This window comes from Proteus sp. G2675 (assembly GCF_963886535.1).
Lineage (GTDB): Bacteria > Pseudomonadota > Gammaproteobacteria > Enterobacterales > Enterobacteriaceae > Proteus > Proteus mirabilis.
In genome coordinates, this window is the sequence record NZ_CAWPCB010000035.1 from 128,161 (window position 1) to 154,983 (window position 26,823).

At 41.3% G+C, this 26,823-nt stretch carries 32 protein-coding genes and 1 other RNA gene; 7 read left to right on the plus strand and 26 right to left on the minus strand.

All coding sequences use genetic code 11. The annotated features are described in order from the left end of the window. Positions 1–9: 9 nt before the first annotated feature. Complete coding sequence (rpoE, locus tag AACQ49_RS09780; protein ID WP_004243899.1) at positions 10–588, minus strand: RNA polymerase sigma factor RpoE; 579 nt, start codon at positions 586–588, stop codon at positions 10–12. Positions 589–888: 300 nt separating this feature from the next. Continuing rightward, complete coding sequence (trmN, locus tag AACQ49_RS09785; RefSeq protein ID WP_004243900.1) at positions 889–1,647, minus strand: tRNA(1)(Val) (adenine(37)-N(6))-methyltransferase TrmN; 759 nt, start codon at positions 1,645–1,647, stop codon at positions 889–891. Between the two features lie 269 nt (positions 1,648–1,916). Between trmN and srmB the strand changes: the two genes are divergently transcribed. Beyond that, complete coding sequence (gene srmB / locus AACQ49_RS09790) at positions 1,917–3,272, plus strand: ATP-dependent RNA helicase SrmB (RefSeq protein ID WP_004243902.1); 1,356 nt, start codon at positions 1,917–1,919, stop codon at positions 3,270–3,272. Between the two features lie 150 nt (positions 3,273–3,422). On the opposite strand, the gene grcA is transcribed toward srmB, so the two are convergent. After that, positions 3,423–3,806 (minus strand): autonomous glycyl radical cofactor GrcA, encoded by a 384-nt coding sequence (grcA, locus tag AACQ49_RS09795; protein WP_004248459.1) that lies wholly within the window; start codon positions 3,804–3,806, stop codon positions 3,423–3,425. A 334-nt stretch (positions 3,807–4,140) separates the two neighbouring features. On the opposite strand from grcA, the gene ung reads away from it, so the two are divergent. Continuing rightward, positions 4,141–4,821 carry a uracil-DNA glycosylase gene (gene ung / locus AACQ49_RS09800; protein WP_004248460.1) on the plus strand — a complete coding sequence of 227 codons (681 nt, stop codon included), beginning with the start codon at positions 4,141–4,143 and terminating at the stop codon, positions 4,819–4,821. A gap of 91 nt (positions 4,822–4,912) precedes the next feature. Here the strand turns inward: ung and grpE are convergent, their stop codons facing one another. Next, positions 4,913–5,524: a nucleotide exchange factor GrpE gene (grpE, locus tag AACQ49_RS09805; RefSeq protein ID WP_004243909.1), complete on the minus strand. Its 612-nt coding sequence runs from the start codon at positions 5,522–5,524 to the stop codon at positions 4,913–4,915. A gap of 101 nt (positions 5,525–5,625) precedes the next feature. Between grpE and nadK the strand changes: the two genes are divergently transcribed. The 3 genes from nadK to bamE all read left to right on the plus strand — a co-directional run bounded on the left by nadK (position 5,626) and on the right by bamE (position 8,748). Beyond that, the gene (gene nadK, locus AACQ49_RS09810; protein ID WP_004243910.1) at positions 5,626–6,525 is read left to right on the plus strand and encodes an NAD(+) kinase; all 900 of its coding nucleotides are present in this window, start codon (positions 5,626–5,628) and stop codon (positions 6,523–6,525) included. Positions 6,526–6,610: 85 nt separating this feature from the next. Further along, complete coding sequence (gene recN / locus AACQ49_RS09815) at positions 6,611–8,272, plus strand: DNA repair protein RecN (RefSeq protein ID WP_004248462.1); 1,662 nt, start codon at positions 6,611–6,613, stop codon at positions 8,270–8,272. A gap of 113 nt (positions 8,273–8,385) precedes the next feature. Further along, positions 8,386–8,748, plus strand: coding sequence for an outer membrane protein assembly factor BamE (gene bamE, locus AACQ49_RS09820; protein WP_004243912.1), 363 nt, complete (start codon positions 8,386–8,388; stop codon positions 8,746–8,748). Positions 8,749–8,880: 132 nt separating this feature from the next. On the opposite strand, the gene AACQ49_RS09825 is transcribed toward bamE, so the two are convergent. Next, positions 8,881–9,174 (minus strand): RnfH family protein, encoded by a 294-nt coding sequence (locus AACQ49_RS09825; RefSeq protein WP_004243913.1) that lies wholly within the window; start codon positions 9,172–9,174, stop codon positions 8,881–8,883. Then, a complete protein-coding gene (locus AACQ49_RS09830) occupies positions 9,167–9,601 on the minus strand; it encodes a type II toxin-antitoxin system RatA family toxin (RefSeq protein WP_004243914.1) in 435 nt (144 codons plus the stop codon). Before AACQ49_RS09830 ends, AACQ49_RS09825 begins: the two co-directional genes overlap by 8 nt. 156 nt (positions 9,602–9,757) lie before the next feature. On the opposite strand from AACQ49_RS09830, the gene smpB reads away from it, so the two are divergent. Both smpB and ssrA read left to right on the plus strand, forming a co-directional pair. Continuing rightward, positions 9,758–10,240, plus strand: a complete 483-nt coding sequence (smpB, locus tag AACQ49_RS09835) for an SsrA-binding protein SmpB (RefSeq protein ID WP_004243915.1) — start codon at positions 9,758–9,760, stop codon at positions 10,238–10,240. 59 nt (positions 10,241–10,299) lie between these two features. Continuing rightward, positions 10,300–10,666: a transfer-messenger RNA gene (gene ssrA / locus AACQ49_RS09840) on the plus strand. Between the two features lie 677 nt (positions 10,667–11,343). Here the strand turns inward: ssrA and AACQ49_RS09845 are convergent. The 20 genes from AACQ49_RS09845 to AACQ49_RS09940 form a co-directional block, all read right to left on the minus strand. Continuing rightward, positions 11,344–11,952, minus strand: a complete 609-nt coding sequence (locus AACQ49_RS09845; RefSeq protein ID WP_161779021.1) for a BRO-N domain-containing protein — start codon at positions 11,950–11,952, stop codon at positions 11,344–11,346. A gap of 320 nt (positions 11,953–12,272) precedes the next feature. Further along, entirely contained in the window at positions 12,273–13,919 is a 1,647-nt protein-coding gene (locus tag AACQ49_RS09850) for a hypothetical protein (RefSeq protein WP_161779022.1), read from the minus strand. Beyond that, positions 13,906–14,466 (minus strand): baseplate complex protein, encoded by a 561-nt coding sequence (locus tag AACQ49_RS09855; RefSeq protein ID WP_161779045.1) that lies wholly within the window; start codon positions 14,464–14,466, stop codon positions 13,906–13,908. Before AACQ49_RS09855 ends, AACQ49_RS09850 begins: the two co-directional genes overlap by 14 nt. Before the next feature lie 10 nt (positions 14,467–14,476). Beyond that, positions 14,477–15,199 carry a hypothetical protein gene (locus AACQ49_RS09860; protein WP_161779023.1) on the minus strand — a complete coding sequence of 241 codons (723 nt, stop codon included), beginning with the start codon at positions 15,197–15,199 and terminating at the stop codon, positions 14,477–14,479. Positions 15,200–15,220: 21 nt separating this feature from the next. Next, positions 15,221–17,317 carry a phage tail-collar fiber domain-containing protein gene (locus AACQ49_RS09865; RefSeq protein WP_161779024.1) on the minus strand — a complete coding sequence of 699 codons (2,097 nt, stop codon included), beginning with the start codon at positions 17,315–17,317 and terminating at the stop codon, positions 15,221–15,223. 3 nt (positions 17,318–17,320) lie between these two features. After that, positions 17,321–17,878, minus strand: a complete 558-nt coding sequence (locus tag AACQ49_RS09870) for a phage tail protein (RefSeq protein ID WP_049212312.1) — start codon at positions 17,876–17,878, stop codon at positions 17,321–17,323. Beyond that, the gene (locus tag AACQ49_RS09875; protein ID WP_110229138.1) at positions 17,871–19,055 is read right to left on the minus strand and encodes a baseplate J/gp47 family protein; all 1,185 of its coding nucleotides are present in this window, start codon (positions 19,053–19,055) and stop codon (positions 17,871–17,873) included. The genes AACQ49_RS09870 and AACQ49_RS09875 overlap by 8 nt, the downstream gene beginning before the upstream one ends. Next, entirely contained in the window at positions 19,045–19,380 is a 336-nt protein-coding gene (locus tag AACQ49_RS09880; protein WP_049219617.1) for a DUF2590 family protein, read from the minus strand. The genes AACQ49_RS09875 and AACQ49_RS09880 overlap by 11 nt, the downstream gene beginning before the upstream one ends. Before the next feature lie 10 nt (positions 19,381–19,390). After that, on the minus strand, positions 19,391–21,778 hold the full coding sequence (locus tag AACQ49_RS09885) for a phage tail tape measure protein (protein WP_152118370.1): 2,388 nt from the start codon (positions 21,776–21,778) through the stop codon (positions 19,391–19,393). After that, positions 21,778–21,921: a DUF6890 family protein gene (locus tag AACQ49_RS09890; protein ID WP_165544879.1), complete on the minus strand. Its 144-nt coding sequence runs from the start codon at positions 21,919–21,921 to the stop codon at positions 21,778–21,780. The genes AACQ49_RS09885 and AACQ49_RS09890 overlap by 1 nt, the downstream gene beginning before the upstream one ends. A 44-nt stretch (positions 21,922–21,965) precedes the next feature. Continuing rightward, positions 21,966–22,235, minus strand: a complete 270-nt coding sequence (locus AACQ49_RS09895; protein WP_049220759.1) for a putative phage tail assembly chaperone — start codon at positions 22,233–22,235, stop codon at positions 21,966–21,968. Then, the gene (lysC, locus tag AACQ49_RS09900) at positions 22,232–22,450 is read right to left on the minus strand and encodes an Rz1-like lysis system protein LysC (protein ID WP_075205690.1); all 219 of its coding nucleotides are present in this window, start codon (positions 22,448–22,450) and stop codon (positions 22,232–22,234) included. The genes AACQ49_RS09895 and lysC overlap by 4 nt, the downstream gene beginning before the upstream one ends. After that, positions 22,344–22,718 carry a hypothetical protein gene (locus AACQ49_RS09905; protein ID WP_071233398.1) on the minus strand — a complete coding sequence of 125 codons (375 nt, stop codon included), beginning with the start codon at positions 22,716–22,718 and terminating at the stop codon, positions 22,344–22,346. Before AACQ49_RS09905 ends, lysC begins: the two co-directional genes overlap by 107 nt. Further along, positions 22,715–23,140, minus strand: coding sequence for a structural protein (locus AACQ49_RS09910; RefSeq protein ID WP_049212305.1), 426 nt, complete (start codon positions 23,138–23,140; stop codon positions 22,715–22,717). Before AACQ49_RS09910 ends, AACQ49_RS09905 begins: the two co-directional genes overlap by 4 nt. Next, positions 23,137–23,430, minus strand: a complete 294-nt coding sequence (locus AACQ49_RS09915; RefSeq protein WP_036907276.1) for a phage holin family protein — start codon at positions 23,428–23,430, stop codon at positions 23,137–23,139. The genes AACQ49_RS09910 and AACQ49_RS09915 overlap by 4 nt, the downstream gene beginning before the upstream one ends. Before the next feature lie 14 nt (positions 23,431–23,444). Next, positions 23,445–23,897, minus strand: coding sequence for a phage protein (locus tag AACQ49_RS09920; protein ID WP_110229134.1), 453 nt, complete (start codon positions 23,895–23,897; stop codon positions 23,445–23,447). Next, positions 23,897–25,015: a DUF2586 domain-containing protein gene (locus tag AACQ49_RS09925; RefSeq protein ID WP_109407769.1), complete on the minus strand. Its 1,119-nt coding sequence runs from the start codon at positions 25,013–25,015 to the stop codon at positions 23,897–23,899. Before AACQ49_RS09925 ends, AACQ49_RS09920 begins: the two co-directional genes overlap by 1 nt. Before the next feature lie 14 nt (positions 25,016–25,029). Then, positions 25,030–25,728: a hypothetical protein gene (locus AACQ49_RS09930; protein WP_071233401.1), complete on the minus strand. Its 699-nt coding sequence runs from the start codon at positions 25,726–25,728 to the stop codon at positions 25,030–25,032. Beyond that, a complete protein-coding gene (locus AACQ49_RS09935; RefSeq protein WP_071233402.1) occupies positions 25,725–26,201 on the minus strand; it encodes a phage tail protein in 477 nt (158 codons plus the stop codon). The genes AACQ49_RS09930 and AACQ49_RS09935 overlap by 4 nt, the downstream gene beginning before the upstream one ends. Then, positions 26,198–26,650: a head completion/stabilization protein gene (locus AACQ49_RS09940; RefSeq protein WP_049220751.1), complete on the minus strand. Its 453-nt coding sequence runs from the start codon at positions 26,648–26,650 to the stop codon at positions 26,198–26,200. The genes AACQ49_RS09935 and AACQ49_RS09940 overlap by 4 nt, the downstream gene beginning before the upstream one ends. Positions 26,651–26,823 lie beyond the last annotated feature (173 nt).

Below are 26,823 nucleotides of genomic sequence, written 5' to 3' on the forward strand. Positions count from 1 at the left end.
TCAGCCATCTTATAACTCTTGTATTAATGGTTGAACCTTATTATCAATAGCTTCTCGCGCCCTAAAAATACGTGAACGAACTGTACCTACAGGGCAATCCATAATAACGGCTATCTCTTCATAGCTTAAGCCGTCAAGTTCCCGAAGTGTAATAGCAACCCTTAAATCTTCGGGTAACGACTCTATGGTTTGAAAAACTACTCTCCGTAACTCTTCAGACAACATTAAATTCTCAGGGTTCGAAATTTCTTTTAATGCGTTTGATGTTTCAAAATTTTCAACATCACTCGCATCTAAGTCATTTGAAGGCGGACGCCGCCCTTGTGCTACCAGATAATTTTTAGCTGTATTCACAGCGATGCGATAAAGCCATGTATAAAATGCGCTATCACCACGGAATGATCCAATAGCTCGATAGGCTTTTATAAAGGCTTCTTGTGCAACATCTGGCACATCACCCTGAGGTACATAACGGGAAATCAGACTTGCTACCTTGTGCTGATAGCGGATAACTAGCAAGTTAAACGCTTTCTGGTCACCCAGTTGTACCTTCTCGACCAACATTTGGTCCGTTAACTGCTCGCTCATTAGAGATGGACTCTCCCGAAGTCAAGCCTCAAACTATTTTTCAATGACTCCGTCATATTACTCTCGTTATTCCTTCTCGTTTTTATGAGCTACTTACGTTAGAGCATTAAAATAGAATGAAGTTCAATTCAATTATAATAATAAGAGATGAATCACAAAAAACTGTCGTTGTAATCACCAACCAATCTGCAATTTGCCAAGAAAAAAGCGATAACACAATGTGATAATTTAAATATATACCTTTATTTACAACAATATATACAATCTTAAACAATGTAATATTAACGGCAACATTAGTCTTTAATAATATAAATAAAAATCAGTGACCCAAGATTGGAACTGGGTTGTGTAATGACCGTCATTATTGCGGATAATCAGCTCTTCAATATTACATGGTTTAGTTTCGCCTTGATACTGTCTTTGAAAGGCTAGCAATATGCGATGGTAAGGCTTATCTGCACTATCTTTAATATTAACTCGCTGTACGACATTCCACCCTTTTCTTTGTGAGATTTCAATAAACTGTTCACCGATTAAATAGGGTAACACCACACAAAATAGGCCTTCATCTGTAATAAGCTGTTGTGCATTATCAAGCAAACCTTCATGGGTCAATGTTTTCGTATAACGGGCTTGCTCGCGCTCTTGGTTACGGCATGCAACCGCTGGCTCAAAATAGGGTGGATTACTCACAATAAGATCATAGCGAGTTGGCGCTTGTTGCGCATATTGATAAATATCATGATGATAAATATGGATTAACGAACTCCACTGTGATTGTTGCGCATTTTCACGCGCCTGTAATGCGGCATCTTCATCAAGTTCAATACCATCAATACGCTCAACCTGCGGGGCACGTTGCGCTAACATCAAGGCAATTAATCCACTTCCTGTACCAATATCGAGCACCGTTTTTGCTTTAGTGATAGGCGCCCAAGCACCTAATAAAACGCCATCAGTACCCACTTTCATTTCACACTTATCATGAGCGACAAAAAATTGTTTAAATGTAAACCCGCCTTTGCGTAAACCTGCTTTCTTTACTTTCTTTTGCTTCATTGAATCGCTCTAATGATTTGTATAACTCTTTCTATTTCTTAGAATGAATGCAATCCATATAATAGAAAAAGCGATATATGGTAAGATAACTTTTTTGCTACCTCTATCTTAACATTAAACGCTTTATATTCGATGCTTGCTTATTGACTTTAAGCCTAAAAAACAACACATAGCTGAAACAATCGATGATATATAATGTGATAGCGGTAAATCCTCTGGCTTTTAACAGAGGATAATGTCAAAATCCGCGCCCTAAATAGAGGTATACAATGACAGCCACGACATTTTCCAGTCTTGAACTTGATGAAAGTTTATTGACCGCATTAGAAGAAAAAGGATATCAACGTCCTACTGCTATCCAAGCAGAAGCTATCCCTGCCGCAATGGAAGGACGTGATATATTAGGCTCTGCACCAACGGGTACAGGGAAAACAGCGGCATTCTTACTTCCTGCTATTCAACATTTACTTGATTATCCACGAAAAAAATCAGGGCCACCTCGTGTTCTGATCTTAACTCCAACCCGTGAACTTGCTATGCAAGTCGCTGATCAAGCAAAAGAATTATGTGCTCATACCCATCTAGACATCGCAACTATCACCGGCGGTGTTGCTTATATGAATCACGCAGAAGTTTTTAGTGAGAACCAAGATATTGTTGTTGCTACAACAGGTCGCTTATTGCAGTACATCAAAGAAGAGAACTTTGACTGTCGTGCTGTTGAAATGCTGATCCTCGATGAAGCAGATCGTATGTTAGATATGGGTTTTGCTAACGATATTGAAACTATTGCTGGGGAAACTCGTTGGCGTAAACAAACATTACTCTTTTCAGCCACATTAGAAGGCAATGCTGTGATTGATTTTGCACAGCGAATTCTTAATGAACCGGTTGAACTGAACGCTGACCCTTCTCGTCGTGAGCGTAAAAAAATTCAACAATTTTACTATCATGCAGATAATCTTGACCATAAAACTGCCTTACTTGCACATTTACTCAAACAAGAAGAAGTTAAAAAATCGATTGTTTTTGTACGTAAAAGAGAGCGAGTCAGAGAGTTAGCCGCAGCATTAGAAAAACAAGGTATCAAAGCCAGCTACCTTGAAGGCGAAATGGCTCAAACACAACGTAACGAAGCGATTAAACGTGTAGAGTCTGGCAAAATGCATGTGCTGATTGCGACAGATGTGGCGTCTCGAGGTCTTGATTTAGAAGATATCACCCACGTCTTTAACTTTGACTTACCGCGCACAGCTGATGTTTATTTGCACCGTATTGGCCGTACAGGTCGAGCGGGTCGTAAAGGGACTGCTATTTCATTAGTTGAAGCACACGATTATCCGCTACTTGGTAAAATTAGCCGTTATATCCAAGAGCCGATTAAATATCGTGTTGTAGCCCAATTACGTCCAGTGACTAAAGCCCCTAGTCAAAAAGCATCATTTAAGCCTTCTAAAAAAGTATTAGCAAAACGCAAAGCGAAAAAAGTAGAAGAGAAAAAAAACGTTAAAGAGAAAGTACGCGCACGCGATCGTAAAAATATTGGTAAACGCCGTAAAACCGCTACTGATAAAACCACCATCACTGCGGAAAAAACTAATCATATAAAAACAGAGCAACAATAATCTGTCTTCTTTACGTTACTTTGAACCATAATAAAAAACCGTCGTTATTTAATAACGGCGGTTTTTTATATTATCTTCTTTATTTATAAACAAAAAAACCTGATATAAACATACCAGGTTCTATCATTACGCAATGATTTTTAGTGAAAATTACAGGCTTTCAGTGAAAGTACGAGTAATTACATCACGTTGTTGTTCTGGTGTCAGTGAGTTAAAACGCACTGCATAGCCGGATACACGAATAGTCAATTGAGGATATTTCTCAGGATTGTTAACGGCATCTTCTAATGTTTCACGGCTTAATACGTTAACGTTTAGATGTTGACCACCTTCTACACGTACTACCGGTTTAGATTCTACCGGTACTTCACGGTATTCGATGTTGCCTAATGCATCACGGCTAACAACTTGGCCTTCTTCAAAGCCTTTTTTCGCACAAATACAACGTGCTTCGCCGTTTTCATCATCTAACAACCAAAAAGAATGTAATAAATCGTCGTTATCAGCTTTAGTAATTTGGATACCAGTAATCATTTCGACCTCCAATGTGGGCACAAAATCAAATTCTAATGGCATATCAGAATTTGGGTATTTGGTCTAACCAATGTTTCTGTTTACTTATATACCAGTATAAATGGCGTCATTCTTTGATAAATATCAATAAAATTGATAAGGACATAACGGGTAATGGTGCAAAGTCTTGTTTTAAATCAATAATTACAACCCATATAATTGCAATTTTTTTTGTAAATTTTCAAAAATTTTTTTAAATAACAATTAATTCGATTTTTTCGAGACGGAACATTTTCTTTCCATGGGTGAAATCGGTAAGCTTAGCCCCATAAGATATCAACAAGGATTTTATGTTATGACTACACCATTAACTTGGCATGATGTAATAGGTGCTGAAAAAGAAAAACCCTATTTTCAGCAAATTTTGTCTCAAGTCGCACAACAAAGACAAGCAGGCAAAATAATTTATCCTCCACAAGAAGATGTATTTAACGCTTTTCGCTTCACTCCCTTTGAAAATGTTAATGTTGTGATTTTAGGTCAAGATCCTTACCACGGCCCCAATCAAGCCCATGGGCTTTCCTTTTCTGTACGTCCCGGCGTTCCGGCTCCCCCTTCATTAGTTAATATGTATAAAGAGCTTGAACAAGAATACCCTGACTTCAAACGACCTAATCATGGTTATCTTGAGAGTTGGGCTCAACAAGGGGTATTACTACTTAATACTGTTCTTACGGTAGAGAAAGGCCAAGCTCACTCTCATGCTAACTATGGTTGGGAAGTTTTTACTGACGCGGTTATCGAACAAATTAATCAACGTCGTGAAGGCGTTATTTTCCTACTTTGGGGCGCTCATGCTCAGAAAAAAGGTCGTTTTATTGATACTAATAAACACTTTATCTTAAAAGCCCCTCACCCTTCACCACTCTCTGCACATCGTGGTTTTTTAGGCTGTGGTCATTTTAAACAAACCAATAATCTATTAGCGCAACAAGGACGCACGCCCATTAATTGGCAGCTTGATCCTATTAAATAAGCTAGTGATAAAAACACAAAACCGCACAAAAGTGCGGTTTACTTATCCCACGCCCTGACTTATTGGCGCATTGATATAAGAATTATGGCTCTTATTTCGATACCACTACCATTGCTGGACGTAATAGACGACCATTTAAGGTATAGCCTTTTTGCATCACATCAACGACATGGTTTGCTTCATGCTCAGGGCTATCAATTAATGTCATCGCTTGGTGTACTTCAGGATTGAAGGCGACATTTTTTTCTTCAACGACTTCAATACCAAACTTACGCACCGCATCTAAGAATGATTTCAGGGTTAACTCTAAACCTTCAATCATCGGTTTCATTTGTTCATTTTCATGATCAGCGGCAGATAAAGCACGCTCTAAATTATCCAATACAGGTAGTAGCTCATTAGAAAATTTCTCAAGCGCAAATTTATGTGCTTTTTCAACATCCTGTTGAGTACGACGGCGAATATTCTCAATTTCGGCTTGAGCACGGATCATCGCTTCACGTTCCGTTTTTTGTGATTGCTGCAACTGTTTTTCCAGCTCATCAACGCGTGCAAGCGCTTGAACTAACTCAGCTTGTGCATCAAACTCCGCCTGAGCGTCTTCGCTTTTCACTTGCTCTTGAGATTCATTCATTACCGATTCCATTCCTTCTTTTTCTTTTGAGACTTGCTCTTCATGTACGTTTTGTTCTTTACTACTCATGAATATCTCCGCGTAGTTTTAGTATTCATCTTCATATTTAGTTTATTATGGGGATCAATAAACGGGTTTCAAGGAATAGGCGCTAAACGAGGGTAAAAAAAATGCCAGATAATACCGTAACGGAAGAAAAACAATTTAAATGCATTGGCATCGTCGGTCATCCCCGCCATCCTGAAGCACTTTCGACACATGAAATGCTCTATTATTGGCTCCTTGATAAAGGATATGACGTCATTATCGATACCCAAGTTGCTGAAGAATTAAAACTCACCGATGCACAAACGGGCGATTTAACACAAGTCGGCAAACTCGCTGATCTAGTTATTGTTGTCGGGGGTGATGGCAATATGTTAGGCGCCGCCCGTGTTTTATCGCGCTATAATATCAAAGTGATTGGTGTAAACCGCGGTAACTTAGGTTTTCTGACCGATCTTGATCCTGATAACGCATTACAACAATTAACTAATGTATTAGCAGGCCATTATCGTGAAGAAAAACGCTTCTTACTTGAAGCTCGTGTCTGTGCTGAAGGACAAAGAACACGGATTGGCACCGCCATTAATGAAGTCGTACTTCACCCCGGCAAAGTGGCGCATATGATTGAGTTTGAAGTCTATATTGATGATCGTTTTGCATTTTCACAACGTTCTGATGGTCTAATTATTACCACACCAACCGGATCGACGGCGTATTCACTCTCTGCAGGTGGCCCTATTCTTACACCTAATCTTGATGCGATTGCGCTGGTTCCGATGTTTCCCCATACGCTCTCTTCACGCCCTTTAGTCATTAGTAGCGACAGTCAAATTCGCTTAAAATTCTCACAAACCAATATTGATTATGAAGTCAGTTGTGATAGTCAGCTTGTATTACCTATCAAAGAAGGGGATGAGGTAATTATTAAGCGGAGTCGACAAAAACTTAACTTAGTCCACCCAACTGACTACAACTATTTTAATACACTCAGCTCAAAATTAGGTTGGTCAAAAAAAATGTTCTGATTTTTGTGCCTCGCTACTTTACTGTATAAAAAACCAGTTTATACTGTATGTAATTACAGATATGTTTTTATACAGGAGAGGCACTATGCTGACTCAATTAACTATTAGTCATTTTGCCATAGTCCGTGAACTTGAAATCGACTTTTCTGGTGGCATGACCACAATTACCGGTGAAACGGGCGCAGGTAAATCTATTGCGATTGACGCATTAGGCTTGTGTTTAGGAAACCGTGGTGATGCTAATATGGTTCGCCCTGGTGCCACTAGAGCGGATTTATGCGCACGATTTTCACTCTCTGATACCCCTTCCGCCCAGCGTTGGTTAGAAGAACATCATCTTGACGATCATAACGAATGCCTATTAAGAAGAACCATTGCAGCAGATGGCCGCTCTCGTGGTTTTATTAATGGTACTTCTGTCCCTTTGTCTCAACTAAGAGAGCTTGGCTCATTGCTGATCCAAATTCATGGGCAACATGCTCATCAACAACTGTTAGAGCCTCGCTACCAAAAACATTTACTTGATATCTATGCTAATGAACCTGCTTTATTAAAAAAGATGAAAGCGGCTTATCAAACCTGGCATCAGAGTTGCCAAACCTTAGCGACTTTTCAACAACAATCTTTAGAAAGAGAAGCAAGGCAACAACTGATTGATTATCACTTAAAAGAGCTTAACGAGTTCCAACCTGTTGCGGGGGAATACCCTGAATTAGATCAAGAATATAAAAGGTTATCTAATTGTGGTCAATTTCTGACCTTGAGCCAAAATAGTTTGCAGATCTTAAGTGATAACGAAGAACAAAATATTTTAAGTATGCTGAATGTGGCCAAACATGAAATCAGCGAACTTTCCACAATGGAGAGCCAATTTAATTCACTGTTAGATATGCTGGAAGAAGCAAGTATTCAAATTAGCGAAGTGAGTGATGAACTACGCCACTACAGTGATCGTTTAGAAATGGATCCTAACCGTTTATTCGAATTAGAAAAACGTATTTCCAAATATATTAGTCTATCTCGTAAACATCGTGTCACCCCTGAAGAGCTATATGAATTGCATCAACAATTAATTGAAGAAAAAGAGGCACTATTACGCCAAAATGATGACTGTGATGCATTAATGGAACAAGTTAAAATTGATCATGCAGCTGCATTGGACGTGGCAAAACAACTTCATCAAATTCGCCAACAGTATGCACACGAATTAAGTCAGCTTATTACCAATAGCATGCATCAATTATCAATGCCTCATGGCTATTTAACTGTAGATACATTGTTTGATGAAAATGTCTTACAAATTGATGGTGCGACAAAAGTTGAGTTCAATGTCACCACCAACCCAGGGCAACCACATCAAGCACTCTCTAAAGTTGCGTCTGGCGGTGAGCTATCACGTATCGCTCTTGCTATCCAAGTGATCACTGCAAAAAAAATGGATACACCCGCACTGATTTTTGATGAAGTGGATGTTGGTATTAGTGGACCAACAGCAGCTATTGTCGGTAAGTTATTACGTGAATTAGGCGAATCGACACAAGTTATGTGTGTTACTCACCTACCGCAAGTAGCAGGTTGTGGCCATCAACACTATTTTGTTAATAAAGAGACTAATGGTGAAGAGACAGAAACCACCATGAAGCTGTTAACTAAAAAAGAGCGTTTACAAGAGTTAGCCCGCTTATTAGCGGGAAGTGAAGTGACTAAAAACACCCTTGCTAACGCAAAAGATCTGCTGGCAGCTTAACGATTAACAAACTTTTATCGATATTTAGGGTCTTAGGCAGAGCGTGAAAGGTTTTCAATTGCTGCATTGTCGATTATCATCGTCACTATGACCCTAAAAGGAATGTAATAGCCATGCGTTTTAAACTGTTAAAAGTTGCCGCCTTATCTTTAGTCGTAATGACTTCAGGTTGCTCGATGTTCGAAAGACTGGTTTATCACCCAGATATCAATCAGGGTAATTATTTAACACCAGCCGAAGTCGCCAAAGTTCAACAAGGAATGACACAGCAGCAAGTTCAATTTGCCCTCGGAACACCTATGCTGAAAGATCCTTTCGGAACTCAAACTTGGTATTATGTTTTCCGTGAACAGCCAGGCCATCAAAAAGTGCGTCAAGAAACTCTGACACTGACATTTGATAATAATGGCATACTGACTAAGATTGATAAACAAGGTGATATGCCGAGTTTTTCTAATCAAACCAGTAAAGACTAATCTCACTATACGATTGGCAAAAACGAAATTGCACCCCATTTGTAATTCAACAATGGGGTGTGTTTTATGACCAACATATCGGCGCAATCAATGAGATACAATGATTTGATTATGACGTGGTGAAAATGTTAACTATTCAGTTTTTTGGCGTGCTTTTTCAGCGCGTTTACGGCGCATCTCTTTAGGATCAGCGATTAACGGTCGATAGATTTCAACGCGATCGCCATCACGCACATTATCACTCAATTTTGCTGGCCGACTATAGATACCCACTTTATTTTTAGTTAAATCGATATCATTACAAATCGTTAAAATATTTGAGGCAATAATTGCTTGTTCAACAGTATCCCCCAGTGTTAACTCCACAGGGATAACATATTGTTTATCTGGTAACGCGTAGGCTACCTCAACCCATATTTTAGTCACGATAAATCTCTTTCGCTCTTTGAGTAAACGCCTGCACCATATTATTTGTTAAGTCTTTAAAAATACGGCCAAAAGCTAACTCAATTAATTTATTGGTGAACTCAAAGTCTAGCTGAAACTCAACCTTACATGCATTATCATCTAATGCGGTAAATACCCAGCCTCCGGTTAGTTTACGAAAAGGGCCATCCACAAGACGCATATCAACACGTTCATTGGTTTTTAAAAAATTATGGGTAGTAAATGTTTTACTGATCCCTGCTTTAGAAACCTGAACAGATGCAATCATTTCTTCTGGAGTGCTTTTGATCAGTTTACTTCCAACGCATCCTGGTAGAAAATCAGGATAAGTAAGAACATCATTCACTAGTTTAAACATTTGCTCTGCACTAAAAGGAACTAGAGCAGATCGACTAATCTGAGGCATAGTTATTCCTGTACGACAACACTGTGTGCGATCATATCATTGAACAGTGATTAAATAAAAATCTAATGGAATATAGCTTAAGTTTTACGCAATTGAAAAGAAAACAGACGCTTAAATGATTTCTTTCTATTGCTCATACAGTATAATGTGGAAATTATGACAAAGAAAAAATCACACAAACCCGGCTCTGCCACTATTGCACTCAATAAACGTGCTCGCCATGAATATTTCATTGAAGATGAAATCGAAGCGGGACTGTCGTTACAGGGCTGGGAAGTTAAATCACTGCGTGCGGGTAAAGCCAATATCAGTGATAGCTATGTAATCATGCGTGATGGTGAGGCGTACCTGTTTGGTGCCACCATTACACCGTTAAACGTTGCCTCTACTCATGTTGTTTGTGATCCGACACGTACGCGTAAACTGTTATTAAAACAACGTGAATTAGCTAATCTCTATGGCCAAATAAACCGTGATGGTTACACCGTGGTTGCCCTTTCCTTATATTGGAAAAATGCATGGTGTAAAATCAAAATTGGCGTAGCTAAAGGTAAAAAAGATCACGATAAGCGTGACACCATAAAAGATCGTGAGTGGAAATTAGACAAAGCACGGATCATGAAAAATGCTAACCGCTAAATTGCGTTAACTACTAGCAATAGCAGGTATTTTTCTGATATACTCACTTTCAACAACTTGGGGCTGATTCTGGATTCGACGGGATTTGCGAAACCCAAGGTGCATGCCGAGGGGCGGTTGGCCTCGTAAAAAGCCGCAAAAAGATAGTCGCAAACGACAATCAATATAAAGCACTAGCAGCTTAATAACCTGCCTAGAGCCTTCTCTCCCTAGCTTCCGCTCTTAAGACGGGGATAAAGAGGAGTCAAACCCAAAAGAGATCGCGTGGATGCCTAGCTTGGGGTTGAAGCGTTAAATTTAATCAAGCTAGCTTATTTGTGGCGTGTCTGTCCGCAGCAAGTAAGTGAATTTAAAGACTAGACTAAGCATGTAGTGCCGCGGATGTAGAAATTTCGGACGGGGGTTCAAATCCCCCCAGCTCCACCAAATAAAACAAGGGGTTACGTGAAAACGTAGCCCCTTAATTTTTAGAATGTCCACATTACGTCCACACAGAAAATTTTCACATTGGTATCGGGTACTGTTTCATTTTCGTTTCAAAAGATATTGTTTAATTCTTCTTAACATAAATTTATTCCCTTCTATTTCAGTTTCAAAAATCTATAACCCACTGAAAAATAAATATTCTCTAAAATGCTCTCGCGTAAAATGTGGATCATCAACCCCACGTAAAGTATGAAATTACTTTTACTATCAATGCGTTAATTTTTTATCGAGATCCTTTTTCTATCCCTCAAACTGAAATAACCTGAAATCTTTTACAATCATTTCAGTTTGACGCTTACGCAAAGAACCCAATTCCCGCGCGCCCTCGCGATATGTTTTGTAAAAAATTCAAACTGAAATATTTTTTTGATCCAAATTGTGCAGGCGGGTGCGGATTAGTGCGTTTTACGTGGCGAATGATTTTATTTCGTGGGTATTGCGCGCACTGAGCCACGCGTTATCGATGCGATCCATTTTGAGCTAACGCAGATGTATTGTGAGGATTGAACGCCTTAGAATGGCGTAGAGATGGGAATTTAAAGGCACAAAAAAGCCAACTGGTAAGGTTGGCCTTTTACAATTTAACATTCTCATTCAACTAACATTAGTAATATAGACTAATCAGATAATAACTCAATTAAAGCTAATCGCTTTTTATATGATAGTTTATCTAAAACATCCTTGTTATCGCTTTCTATTTTGCCTTTTAATTCTATGTAATATGAGAAATTTAAATCATATTTTAAAGCATCTTGCTGGCAAGCGTGGCTATTACATATAGCGATAATTTCAGTGTGATGTCTATGGCGCTGATGGGTTTTTATAATTTCTAAGGGTTTATGGCAACAGGGGCAATAGAGGGGAATATCAGTAGGTATATTTCGTTTTGATAATTGATATCCACCTGTTTTACGAATAGACGGTAATACCTCGTTTGTAACCCACTTTCTAAACCTGTGAGCAATAGAACCACTTTTAATGGCATCACGGCAACGTAGTATCAATGTATACATTCCAGACTCATTGATAATATTGACCTTCCCTTGACGCCCTAAGTTTAACTTAGACCGTTCGTCATCATCTAAAGATTTCAATGACATTGTAGGATTACTTAGATTTAGAGCACTACAAACATCTTCTGCTACAAACCACGGCATGTTTTTTATTGTTAGTGTTCTTATTGAAAATGATTCAAAAGCGAATGGTACAACAGAATATTTAGCCATTACTGACCCCTTGTATTTTTTTGAGATTTTGATGTCACCATAAAATGGTGTCAGGAGGCTCAAAACGGCTACAAGAGACCGCGGACTTATTTCCCTTTCGGGTGTTGTATTCGTCGCCCTCCCGACATTATTCGGGGTGTGGTCGCGCAATGCGCCCACTAAATGATAGGCATAAAAAATCCAACACTGACGGGGTTGGCCTGACCGCTTGTATGAGGTTTTGAGTCCTCGTGAGTAAGACAATAATTAATAATGATTTAAAGGTCAACAAGATAATACAAAAAAGCCCGCTAATACGGGCAAGGATGGTAACGGTTTTATCAGCCGATAACGGGTGAATACTTCTGTTTAAGTCCTGTTGATTTAGTGCCTGTGTTGCTAATGGCTGAGGCATTTAACGGACTGCCCGTGTTGTTATGAGTATGGCTTGCAGTGAGTGCAGCTAACTCATTCACCACATCTAAGGTGTCTAACATGCATTGCATCACATTCAATTGTTCATTACCTAAATAAACAACCGGTGCCGTGATTTTTTGCATCGCGCCAGCGATACTGGAACGGATCCCCCCTATTTTTTCCTCTAACTGCTGGCCGACATCAACCGTCATATTTTTACCAACTGCCACAACCTTATTGGCTTGCGTTGCTTGGCTAAAGTCACCCTCTGCAATTTGCATAATGGCACCTGCCATTAACTTGCTTGTGCCTATCACGGTCGTTTTATCGGTGGCTTGTACGGTGGTTTCTCTGGCGATAACCGTGCGATTTTCTGTGTCGGTTTTAACTTCACGGTGCATCGATTCTTCAATAATTTTCTGGTCAGTTTGACGATGCCATGTGCCGTCTTGTGTCACCCGTTGTGATACCTCTTGGCGTTGCTGTTGCAGTTGTTCGCCTGGCTTGATGTCGGGCAAGGTATTGCCATGACTTAACACTTGGCGAATAAAGGGCTTATCTGCACGGCCATTTTCAAATGCAATTTCAACCATTGAACCTACAGGCGGATATTGAAACATTCCCGACTCGTTCCCCGCCATGGGTAATGGTAACGGCACCGCATGATAAACGGGTGCCACATCATTGCCATCGGCATCAACCATTTGCACGTCAACGGCGTATTTTGGTCTAAAGGGGTCTGAAATATCCCCCGCCGTGGTATTTTCTGTCGGGGCTTCAACACGGGCAAATTTCGGCAAGTGTAACCCTGCAGACAATTCAGGGTAGGCATTATCTATTTGTTGTTGAGCTATGGTGCGGTTTTCGGCTCGTCCTGTAATCGCATCGGGGCTAATCCATGTTAGCGTCATATTGTCGTTATCCAGCGCCACACGTTTTAAGCGTTTATCATTCACTTTCACACCAGGGCGTAAACTTTGCACCATCGGAATGGTCATTTGATTACCGGCACGTTGTTCAGAAGAGAATTGATTGTCTATTTCAACCTCTTTATCTTTCCAGAATGAATCCGCCCAACTCCCCACGAACACATCACCGTCTGGCGTTTGATACCACACATAATCGCGAATATTGAATACTTTTCCCAGGCTATTTAATAATTGATAGCCCGTGCCATTATGGGTGTAGTGTGGGATTGGGGTATTCACATATTCGGCATCCGGTAACACAAAATGTAATCCGCTGTGCTCTTTTAGATAATCGGTGATCTGTTTTAAGGTGGGATGCTGAAAAGAGCACGGCCACATTCTGTCGAATACACCAACTAACTCCCGCACAAACAATTTTTGAAAACCATTTTGTGACGGTTGCGAACGTTCTACGTAACCCGTGAAATAGCGTAATAATAAATCCGTGTAGCCAATATCAAGGCGCACCAATTTACCCGTGTAATCGGTATCGGTTTTAGCGGTAATAAAGCCACGGCCACATTGCGATAATTCCAGCACCATTTTAACGTCGACAAGGTGCGTTTCATCACCGGATAAATAAAGTCGATTAATGGGTTTCATCACTTCCCCCTAATGCCTCGTTTAACGGTTTTAATACCTTGCGTTCAAACCAATTTAATTTTTGTTCTTGCTCTGCCGTTCCCTCACCCTTGGCGTTCGGTTTATTACTCATACTTTGTGTTTTGGCTTTAACTTGCCCTGCTGAACGACTTTCGCGTTTTTCGGGTACGGATAAATGCTCACGTAAAGTAAAGGTGACTTGCCAGGCTTGTTTACCGTCCATCTTTGACGCATCAATGCCGTTAGTGAATGTGCCAAGACGAAAATTAATCGCACTAGCCATGCGGTTGGCCACACGGTAGCGTTTTAGTAGTCCGTTCTCTTTGGCTTCTGCTAAGGCAAATAAACGGGTTAATGTTTTTTCTTCGGTGAAAGGAATAGTGCCCGTAATGCGGAGTTCTTTGGGCTTAATGCCCTGCTCACTGTTGACGGTACTTGAGGACTGCCCTGATTGGTCTTTGTCCTGATACATCATCGAGGGTGTGACGGTCAGGTTTTTTAATAAAATCGCTTCACCGTCCAGCGCCAACGTAATGATTTGGCTGATTTTCGGTGTGTTATTTTCGTAAAGTGGTGTCTGTGTCATGCATCATTCCTTTGATTGCATCAATATCGCCTGCAAAAAGCGTAGCCAAGGTGTAAACCGCATCTTGTTCAGGGATTTCTTTTTTCATTTTATCGGCTAATTCCGCGCCGTTACCTTTTCCCTGGAACACCCAAACCGTGGTTGATTTTCCCAGTAATCCCGTCAATGAATCAGCCATGCCTTGCAAGATATTTTTTCGACTTTCAGCAAATCCTTTTACGCTAGAAAGTAACCCTGCCACACTAGCCCCGCTTGAGGCTTCACTTTTTGCTTTTTCAATTAATCCCGCATTGATTACCGCACGGCTGTTATTAGTTGATAATGTTTGCGGATCTGGAATACCGGCTATCGTTTTAGCCGGTATCTGCATTTTGGTAATATTTAGGCTTTCGGCGGTTTTGGCCATACGTTCAACTTGGCTAAATACAGGCAAAGGCAATACGCCCGAAAAGCCTTGAATTGCATTGATAAACTCGTCATGAGTACGGGCACAAATCATCGTCACCACAATATCAACCTCACCCGCTCCCTGAATTTTATTCGCAATATAATTAATTGCATTAGTGGGGCTTAAATAACTGCCTGTGGCAGTGTTTTGTCCGACACCATAAATAAACGGGTGAACGGGTAATAATGAACAGGTAATGCCCGTTAAATCGCCCGAAAGCGCGAATCGCTTACGTTGCCATTTCATCTTAATTTCCTTTTCCTTGATTCAAAATCCTATTGCAAACCAATTAAACGTAAGATTTAAGTTAGAAGCTGTCGGAGATCTACCAACAGGTTTAAAACCACTAGTGGTCTCATTTAAGATAAAAACAGCATCGGAGTTCCCCGCATGATTTTTTATGGTCGCTGTAACAATAAATACCTTGTTGGGAAATTTTATGGGATATTTTACATCGTTACCGTTTGAATTTGCTTGTCCCCACTGATATATAATTCCTGTATCACCACATTTCCACCAACCACTTTGCGCTTTATTTGCTGTATTCTTCAGACCATAATTCCCTGCGGGAGCATAGTTTCCTTTAGGTTGATACTTACCATCTGATGCTGATTTAGAGTAAACATTGTTATTTAATGCGTATTTACCATCAGATTCGCCTTTTGAATATGCTCCGACATCACTTGCTGAGGGTTTATTTTGCGTGTTGTACTCTCTTGCCCAAGGCGTAAATCCACCGTTACCAAATTGACTACGAGAATAAATGCGACTTGAGTTATAAACATAATAAAGCTGAGTGATACCCGCATTTTTCAAAACAAGTAAAGTTCCTGCTGAAGCTTCAGGGTAATTTAAAGCAATCGATGCATTAGCATTAGCCGGCTGATAATAAACACCAGGCGTATTGTAATTGTTTAAATTTTGATTGACATCAATGTAAATAGCTTGTCCATTAAAAATATCTTGTGAAGTAATATTAATATCCGTATTTAACATTTTACCATTGACTTTACGGGTGTTAGGCACACGGCCATTGGCATTGTTATTAGCATTATTGGCTGTGGTTTGTGCAGTATTGGCTTTGCTCACACCATCATTGGCGGTCTTTTGGGCATTGTCGGCTTTCGTAACCGCACTGTTTGCCGTGTTTTGCGCATTGGAGGCCATGGTTTTGGCTTCATTGACTTGTGCAGGGGTAGCTGCCCCCACATTTTCCGCATTTAAAGTAATATCTTGCGTACCATCAAACGGCACTCCCGAAATTTTGCGCGGAGTCGCTAGCTTTTGTGAGGCAACGGCCGTTCCTGTTGAGGGTAATCGCGTATTGGCATTGTCGTTAGCCGACTTTGCTGATGCCATTGCGTTATTATGTAAATCGGTCACTAATTTTTGTGTTGGGGCTAATGCCTGACTAGTCCCCGTTTTATCCGTCAGTTGAGTAAATCCTTTGGCCGTTAATGTTGCATCAGGATGATTACGAGACTGAGCATGTTTCTTTAACGCATCATCTAATTGCTGAAAATCCAGTGTTCCTTTAGGGCGTAAATCGGTAACTTTTCCGTCCGCTGAAATCGACGCTATCGCAAACACAAAATGCGCAAAACCTGCATTATCAATATAGTTTTTTAAATCAGGTTTGACGGTCAGCTTAATGTGGGTTTGCCAACGACTGGTAATATTGCCCTGGTAACTCACATCAGCATAAACTTTGGTATTTTCCGCAGGCACGGTGATATTTTGGTTTGTGGTTAATTCCGCCCGTAAACCACCGATGTATCCAATACCTTTTGTGACAAAATATTGATTCCCTGTCTTAGCTACTAAAAACGCATCATCAAAAAAAGAGGCCTCACCGTAACTGTCGGTATTAACTAGGCGTTGCATTTCATCAATGCCAGAAAGTCTTGCGGTAAAATCAATCTGCCACATTTCTGCAGGTGTGGTAATGGCGGTTTCTTTACTTGCCCCTAAATACTCCAGCAAGAAAGAGCGGGTTAACACGTTGCCCTGTTGCCCTGCTTGGGTTTTAATTTTTCGTTGAGTAGGCGCATACACAATCATCGCTACCGTGCCGGATTTTTTATTTAATATCCCAATCCAGTTAAAATCAAAATCTCCAATTTCAGCACCGATAGTCACCGAATAGGCCACGGCATTTTGATTGACGACGCCCGTTTTATTGACGGCTTGGCGATGCACGATATATTTTGCATCGGGCAGGCCTTCATTGCGGTCAATCGGTTTTTCAATCTCTAAATTCGGGATATGTGCAAAGACGAACTCGTCTAACACAATCAAGTTTCCATCAATCGACTCTTGGGCTTTCCAGCGCTCAAATGCCGTTGTAATAATAGATTGTGACATTTGTTACTCTCCTTGTAACAGTGATGCGCCAAAGGTCTGATATTCACAATCAGCCCAACCAAACCGCATCACTAATTGATTATTGGTGATCACTTCAAAACGATAACGGCGACACGTGCGTCCATACTGGCGAATAATACCCATCAACAAATCGGGGTTGCCTGCGATTTGTCCGTCACTGACCCGTAAAATAATGACATCCCAGTCAATATCAGGCTGACGCTCTAACAGCTCGACATAGCCCACGCCTAAGCGCTCAAAAATAGCAATAAAACCACTGACCGACCCCGCATCACGGGCATTAATAAAGGCAAATTTTACCCGCTTGCGAAATAAATCTAATGGCTCCCCTTTAAAACGGTGAATATCGCGCTGATAGGCCAGCACTGATAACAATTCTTCTGAACAGGTTTCTGCGTCCAATTGTTTGAGTGGCCATAACATCCAGTCATAAACACCCGACCAAAATTTACGCACCGCATTTAACAGTTTTGCGGGTTCGCCTTTGTTCATCCATGACGGCAAATTTAAGCCTTTTAATCGTTCCTTGAAATCAGGCATCTTGTAGCTCCACAGACAGCGATTTTAAACGGGGCACACTCAATTCACTGATGATATCCGTTTGATTAAATTGCAGGGAATCAACCAAGGAAAAATGGCGGTGAATTTCACGCCCTAGATTAGAAAATGAAAAACGCGAGTAAGGCCATGTTTTTTTCACATCATAACTGGTGTTTTCACGAAACGCACAACGCACTAAATTTTCAATGTCTTGCCGTAATTTGACTTGCTCGTTATCGGTTAAATTAGCGAGATTTTGCACAAATACCGTTAACTTAATGGCATGGTGTGTTTCAGGCATTGGCATGCACTGCATATCATCACCGTGCCCATGATGGCCTTGTGTGTTGACATAATCGTTAACTTTGTCGATAAACGGCTGACTAATGACGCCACTATCTAACAATAAATAAGCATTGGCGGTACCCGCTCCTCGAGGCGCATCATGCAAAAAGAAAATGCGGTCAATACTCAAACCGACGACACTGGCAATCATGCCTTGATATACCGCGTCAGTGTGGTAATTCCCCACTAGATTATATTGATTACGGCAACGGTCACGTAAATCATTGTCACTCTCTTTATCCGCACCAGGCACTAACAACCAATTTTCCTCGTTTTGCGCCCGTTCAATGCCTGGCACAGCAACGGGAAGAATACGAAAATAACCTGGTGCAAGATTAAAAGCTCCGCCTGCGTCACTGGCATCAACCGCAATCAGGGCAGACTCTTTTTCAATCGTCACGGTTTCCGTGGTCACCACACTGTAAATCTGCCCATTAATGCGCTCTGTCTGTACGATAGTACCCGCTGGCACCGTGACACTATTTTGCCCCGCAATGCGGTAAAAACGCACTTGTCCTTTGGCTTTGGTGGCGGGCTTACGTTGCAGGTTAACGCCCCAGGCGAACATTTCCAGCCATGAGCCCGATGCAGTAGCCAGATACATATTGGTGAACACCAAATTAATCAAGACATCTTTGAGCCACTGAACGGGCGTAGTGACAAGAGTATTAATTAAGCGCCAAAATGGTGACATATTGGACGTATTGGTAATTAAGCCTTCTTCTTTCACAATGTCGTTAAATTGCTGATTAATTTCATCGGCAGTAATCGGCATGCCGTTATCTTTTAATGCCGACTCGTAGTCAATTTGTGGACGTTGTTTATTCGCCATAATTCACCCCGACACTAATACGGCCAAAATCATAAGTGTCTGCGGTCACCCATAATTTTTTTACGTTTTCTTCATCAACAATAATGGTGCCTGGAATAAGTCGCTCATCATCTTCAACCAGTAACACAATCTGCATACGAATATCAGCGCGCAAGGTTGGGCTACGTTCGGCCACTAATTGGGTGGCTAAACCGCTCTCAACAATCGCATGCGCAATATCTTGCGTAATACTTTGACGGTTATTACACAATATCGGCTCAAAGCCCGCATTGAGCGTGAAATCACGCTCTGTTATCAGTAAATCAATATATTTCGCCTGTTCCATGGCATTATCCTTAATTCAACGCGCCCCACTCTTCCAAATCCGCAGGTGTCATCACATTGCCATTATTAATCGTGATATTTCCGTATTGCCTGCGGTTATCAACGCTCGTTTGATTGTTATTGATCTCTTTACTCAAACCACCTTTGTTAATGCCTTTTAACTCACGCCCTGTTAATAATGACGGCTGATAATCAAAACGGCGGTTTTGATGGTTCACTCCCATATCCGTTGGAATAATAGGTGATGGGGTGTTAGTGACCGATGTTTGCGTTTCTTTTAAATCAATATTCACACCAGGAAGATAATTTAACTTACTGGCCACCGCATTAAATACACTATTAAAAGATTTACTGAGCCAGTCCCATAATCCATCAAATACCCCTTTTATAGATTGAGTTATACCGTTAAAACTGTCAGCGATAGAAAAGTTTTTAAACCAATTGCAAAGCGCGTCCCAACCATCGGCAATCACACCCCACACTGCAGAAAAAAGTTGTGATGCGTTATTGCAGATATCAATAAAATATTGCACAGGCGACAGTGAGAAAAACCACTGACACACGGCGCTCCATCCGTTCATGATGTCCGTGCCGAGTGTGTCCCATTTTTTACCAATCCATTTTGCACTACGGATAAAAATATTGGCCATCATCATGACTAATTCAATCGTCATCCTAAACGGGAACGTCAGCACCTCAATGGCTTTAGCAACGGTTTTACCAAATGCCTGCCCCGCAACTTTAGTTTTATTGAGCGACTTTTCTGAAAACTGGATGGGGGTCAGTAAATCCGTAAACCATTTAAAAACGCTTTTTACCGCATTCCATACCCCACCCAATGCATCACCAATTTTTTTAAACATCGGAGACATGGGGGTCATCGAACCAAACGCCTCCGTAAAGCCTTGCACAAACCCTTTAAAAAATGCCTTGATGGGTTGCCAAAATTTCACAACGGCGATCGCAATTAGGGCAAACAAGCCGATTAATAATAAAACGGGCCATGTGATAGAGGTAAATCCTAATGCTGTGGCAAACGAGGCCATTTTGGTGATGTTTAAAAATCTCGTTAATTTGGCGAGGGAACCACTAAAAAAGCCTGTGGCTTTCGTCACTAAATCGTATTTGCCTTTCATCAAGGACAGTAATACTCCGCCCGTTTTCCACAACGGCAAGATACCGACCCACAGTAACCGACCAATCCCCAATACGATATTGGCCATTGCCCCCATGGCCGTAAATGCAATAAACCCTGTCACCACATAACCAATGGCACGGGCAATATTGGGGAATAACTTCAACCAACGCACGAGCATTTGCCCCATATCAGCTATTTTATTCATCAGGGGCACAATCACGGGTAACAGTGTCATGCCCACGGCAATGCGGATAGACTCCCAAATCGACAATAACCGCTCCCACGGATTAGCCAACATACTGGCCATTTCTGTGGCACGTTTCATGCCATCATTACCGCCTAATGCGGTAATATTTTTACGTAATACCTCGACGTTATTAAACAGTGATTTCACAACAATCGCGGAATCGCCAAAGGCGTCCTCAATTTCTTTTTGAGCCTTTAAATTGCCCGCAATGGACTTGCCGTATTTGCCTTGTAACTTTTCCAGCATTTCGGGCATAGTCAGCATTTGCCCTGACGCATTAACAAACGATAGACCGAGTTTTTTCGCCCCGTCCGTTGCCCCTGACAGAAACGACTCATACGCGCTACTGGATTCTGTGCCTAATGAACGTTGCAACTCGCCTAATACGGCTAACTGTTCATCAATACCAACACCGAATTGCGTACCTGCAGAACGCGCCCCTTCCATCAAATCAGTAATTTCAGCCATCGACGTGCCGAAGGTTTGCGACATAATAACGGCTTTGCCTGCCAGCTCTTCCGCGAACGTCACTTTGCCCACGCTGTCGGCATAGCCTTGAAACTGAGAAAACATTTTGCCCATATAGGCATTGGATTCTTCAGCCGTAGTTTTTAGTGCTGATGCCGTAATGTTGCTGATTTTGGTTAGCTGCGGGAGTTCATTATCAGAAATGCCACTAATGGCCTTTCTGATAGAGAGAGAGGACTCAACGAATTGCACTGCCGATTTACCGTATTGCGCACTGAAAGTGAGTGCTTCATCGGTGATTTTTTTCATTGCACCATCATCAACACCCGTGACTTTCGCCATATCAAGGGCATCTTGAATCGCTAACGCGGGATCTAAGACATTTTTTAACGCAAAGACGGAGCCAGCCAAGCCCGCCCCGCCGACCGCGATATTTTTAAACGCCTGTTGTGAGGTTTCAGCAAATTGAGTCACACCTGCTTGCACGGCCTTCAAGGGCTGAGTGACTTTATCAATCATGCTGAGTGTAAAATCTAATGTACTCATCATTCACCCTTGAAAGCTAATGCAATGCCATTTGCGACCGCGATGCGGTGATTTTCTGTGAAGTGATTATCTAGCCAAATTGCGCGGGCGAAGCTGTCGATATCATCCTGTTCATGAGGGAGATAGTGCCGTCGTAACGTCATGTATTGTTCGAGGGCACTGCGTTCCACAGCATCGACTCGCGCCGTTAGTTTTTTAGTTCAATATCCAGTTTTGGCGCATATTCTGAGTTTACTTTTTCCAGTAACTGCATTGCCGAACCAGGGATATTTAAAATATCGGTTAATGCTTCTTTGCTTTCAGGGGCAATAATTCGGCGCAAATAGGTAACAGTAGGCGCCACTTTATCGTCGGCAGAAATCGCATTTAACCAGCCATTGTAGGCGGTCATATTGGGTTCAAAAACCAGCTCTTTGCCCATCACGACTAAAGTAATTGTGTTTTTCTTGGTACTCATTTTTCCATCCTTTGACGAATTTCGTCCGTTAATTGGTTGTGCCTCACAGCACATTTTCCGTAAATTTCAACATATTCTAATAATACAGTGGCTAAATCCGCCCCAGTATTACCGTTTAACTTTGGTAATGTTGTCGGGCATTTTGTCAGTAGATTTTCCTGATAGGGTACGTTCGGCACTGTCGATTGCTTCGTTGTACATCCTGACAAAATCATCACTAACACAAAGGTTAGTGAACACAGGCTTAATAATTTCGGTGCGTATTTCAGGCGGTTGCACATTGGCGAGTTCCTCTAATTTATTTTCTAACGTCCTTGCTGATTGACTCGCTAAATCTTGTTGAGCCTTTAAACTGGCGTTATTGACTTCATTCGCCGTTTTTAATGCGACCAGTTCTAGACTGTCTTGATGCCAACCTTTAACCAGCCAGCCCGCCGAAAAAGCCAGAATAAACGCAAAGAAGATCGCCGTTGCTTGTTTCATATCCGATTAAACGCCGTTTCAAAAACCTTGTCTGAATAAGGCTGTTCACCGTTTTCAACCTGCACAATCGCTTTTGCTAAAGAAATAACGGTCTCTTTGTCGTATAGATTCAAGCACGCTTGGCGATTAAATCCGGTTTCTTTGCACACACGTTGGATATAGTTTTCAGTGTGATTATTATCCGATGCAGGTGCCCAACGTTCGATAATTTCTTCAATAGTATCTATTTTCCCACAACCCACATTTTGCTTACCGTTGTATTTTGAGTAAGTCTGCAATAGTTTCATCAGTGCTCTAATACCGAATTCGGGCGAGATAAATTGCACAAATTGAGTATCATTTTGCTCTGCTGACATTCCCTGCCATTTAGAAGCACCATGACGGATATTGCCTGGATTATTATTACGAATTCCGCGTATCATTTTTTTAACTTCCCTGTTAATAAATCACTGCCTCGTTTTTTCAGCCACAATTCCACTAACTGAAAGCCTGCAATGCCTAATGCTGAGCCTAACCCCGTAATCGCTAAAGGAGAAATACCAGGGATCCAAATCAGTAATGCTCCCGCCATTAATGACACCGCTGAACCTAAAATAACGCGCCCAATAAAAAGACGTAGCGTAATAGGTTCACTCCCTGACATCATTTTACCAATAGCTATCAATGCCCCTAAGATAATCAGTGAAATCAGTGTTTTATTATGTTCTTCCATGAACATGTCCTTTATTACAGTTTGTCTGTTAATTCAGACTCTAAATATGGAATACCGTTAATACGCACAAAGTCCGGTGAGGTGACAATAAATTTAATTTTATGCGTCATCACAGCACCGCCTTTCGGGTCAACATCTAAAATATCGGTGACGTTTAATTTACAGCCGAAAGACTCAACCTTAAGCTCTTCTGTGCCCGCTTTCGCGTACCACATCAAATCGACTAACGGAATGGCACGCCAAGAGCCAGCGTTACGGGCTTTAGCGGTAATGACGTTGAGATATTTAGTGGATAATTCCAGCTCCCCCTCTGCCGACACATCCCCATTCACATAACCATCCGGCACGCCATTCGTTTGAGCAACGCCCGTATTATCTGTAATCGATAGACTGACTTTTTCAACATGAACTAAATCACCGTCGATATTAAAATCAATCGACTGCCCCGAAATCCGTTTTCCGCTCATTATTCATTCTCCAATGACGTGTCTAACAGGATGCCAATGGTGATCCCTTTCGGGCATTCATAGGTTCGCACCGTGATATACACTTCAACGTTATTTTTGTTTTTCCATGTAATAACCACATCGCCCTCTTTTGGCGGTTTCACTTCACCAGGGAAACTCACCCCGTTAATTTGCGTACTACGTGACATTTCACGTAATACTTTGGCAAAGTAGGCTTGATGGGCTTCAATACTGGATGGGGTGCTGTTTAAACTGCGGTCGGCAATTTTAGCAATAGCACGAATACGCACTGTGCGCGCGACTTTATCAACAACACGCAAGTTTTCGATTGACTGATAATCACCGCCTTCAACGTCTAATGTGCGACCGTCAGACCAATAAATGCCGTCATAGTCTGGATACCACATCGGTACACTAAAACGCTGTTTTTCCAATGCTTGCAGTGTTGCTAAATCAAGGCTTTTACCCGTACCGTCGAGCGGTAAATACGCACTACCTAAATCGGTTAATGCGCCTGTTTTGACACGTGCGGGGCTATCAGCAATGGTCACTGCACGGTTACATAATCGCCCTGCTAATGCCCCCGCTTCATTGCCCCATAACATTGGTACTAATTGTATAGAGGGTTCCGCTTCCCCTTTTGATAAAGCAGACAAGCGTTCAACATAGCCTGACCACGTTTCATCGTCTTGCGTTGCACCGACACCCAAAATGGCAAACAGCCAGCGCCCATGTTTAGCCATTAAATCCGAGCGTAAGGATTTAGCCGATTGAATAACGGCTTTCGTCGCATCACCCACTAATACGTAGCCTTCACAACTGGCGACCGCTTGTGCATCCATCACCGCGTCAACAAATGCCAATTCTTCGGCATCTTCTGCTAATACATGCACATAACCTGACCAGTTTTGACCTGCGTTACGCATAGCCGATAACACGTTGCTTTTTAACGGGCTATCTGGCGTTCCTAACACCTCATCGAAATCGCTTTGCGTATTGACCGCAATAGTTTTACCAATATTGGTTTTCCCTTTACCAATAAACAGTAAAATGCGCTCAATTTCTTTTGTTTCGCCTTGCAGTTGGTTATGTTGATTAACCTGAACAGTTGGCCACATAGTAAATTCCTTTTTTATGCACCGTAGCCGATGCCTTGAAGTTGTCTCTCTAACGCTTTGATAAAATCTTCATCACTGATGCCTAAAAACTCACGACTGGGGATATCTACCTCCCAACTGGTTTTTTTAGGTTTATTTTGTAAAAGACGAATTAATAACCCCGCCTGAAAAAAACGCATTTTTCCCGCAATCTCTTTTAAAGGAGGCTTTACCCAACGCTTCCCTTTTTTGACTTTATAGCCCAACGCCCGTAATTTTTTGGCTTGTTTCGGTGTTGCGGTAGGTTCTGGCTTCTTCTCACTCGTTGCTTTTCGGATATTATTATCGTTGGCATTTTTACGATTAATTTTTGCTGTCATACCATATTGCTGGCTATATCCCACGACACCAGCACCCACAGGTTTACTACCATTGCGATAATTTCCGCCCCCGAGATAAATGCGGACTACGCCTTTTTCGGGAATTTCACGAATTTTTAATAGCTTAGGCATTTTACGGAGCATCTTTTTTTTGTAGTTACCGTGTCGCCCTTGCCATGCCTCACCATCAGGTGTCTGCTGATTTTTTACCGCGCGTTTTGAAGCAACAATCACACCATATTTCGCAATTCGCCAAAGTAACCGCTGGCGTTTTTTCGGTGGTAATTCCAACTTTTTAAGCTGTTCTCGTAGCTTTTTTAATTGTTTTTCGTTTAATTGCCCTTGAATGCTCATTTCACACCACGGGGGATCACATCAATATTTTCAGCAAATAACACTTCAGGATTGGCTAATGACCAACGTTTACCGTCAAATGGCACGAGGCCTTTTTCATCTTCTTTTAACACAATGGCATCACTTAATTTCAGGGTCACTACAACCATCGCGATATCATCGTCAATCACATCAACATCAATCGTCGGTGGTTCATCATCGAAATCAGGTTCGGTAAAATCCGTTTCTAAATCTTGATACCATGCCTCAATTAATACGGGGATATAACGTGTATCAATTTCACGATAAGGCCAACGCCCCCACGCAATTACCGCATCATATTCTTGCGTTAAAATTTGATATTGTTTTTCGCCTAAATCATTGTGAGCGCGTTTAAATGTAATATCATCCATCTCACTACTAAATTCGGTTGCAAATACGGGTTCAGGCAAATTTGCACGTAAGAACGCCGTCAATTTTTGTAGTCGGGTCATATCATTTTTACCGTAATGCGAGGTAACTGTTTCATATTGCGAATAACAAAAGTTGATTCTGCTAATAACCGTGACCGTAATTCGTCGCTTTCTTGCTGTGGATTGGGCGCTCGACTGACAATCGACAAATATTCACCCAATAAATCCGCTTTTGCCCTGGCATACACCGCTTTTTTATATTGCGCACAAAGGGCATTCACCCCTTTTATTTTTGCGCCTGGAGCGTCTTTTGCCTGATTAACACCTTTTGATAGCCAATAACTTTTTACGTCTTTTAATTCACAATTAATTTCTGTGACCGTGGTTAATAATGCATCAGCAATAAAATCAGCATCGATATTGGCGGGAATAGCGCGACTTTTTTGAAAATCACCTAAATTTAAATCAGGCCAAAATTCATCATTTGTCAGTTCTTCATTTTTATAGGTAATGCCATCGCCATTTAACATATTATTCGTCCTGTGTTACTTACTGGCTAAAAATTAATTTCAATAACAAAATAATAATTTTTAGTGAAATAACCGTTCCCCAATTAATTGGTACTGATAAATTAATATCTGCTGATCCACAAAACCAATTCCAAATTAATAACAAAAACCATGCATCTATTAGCACTAAGCAG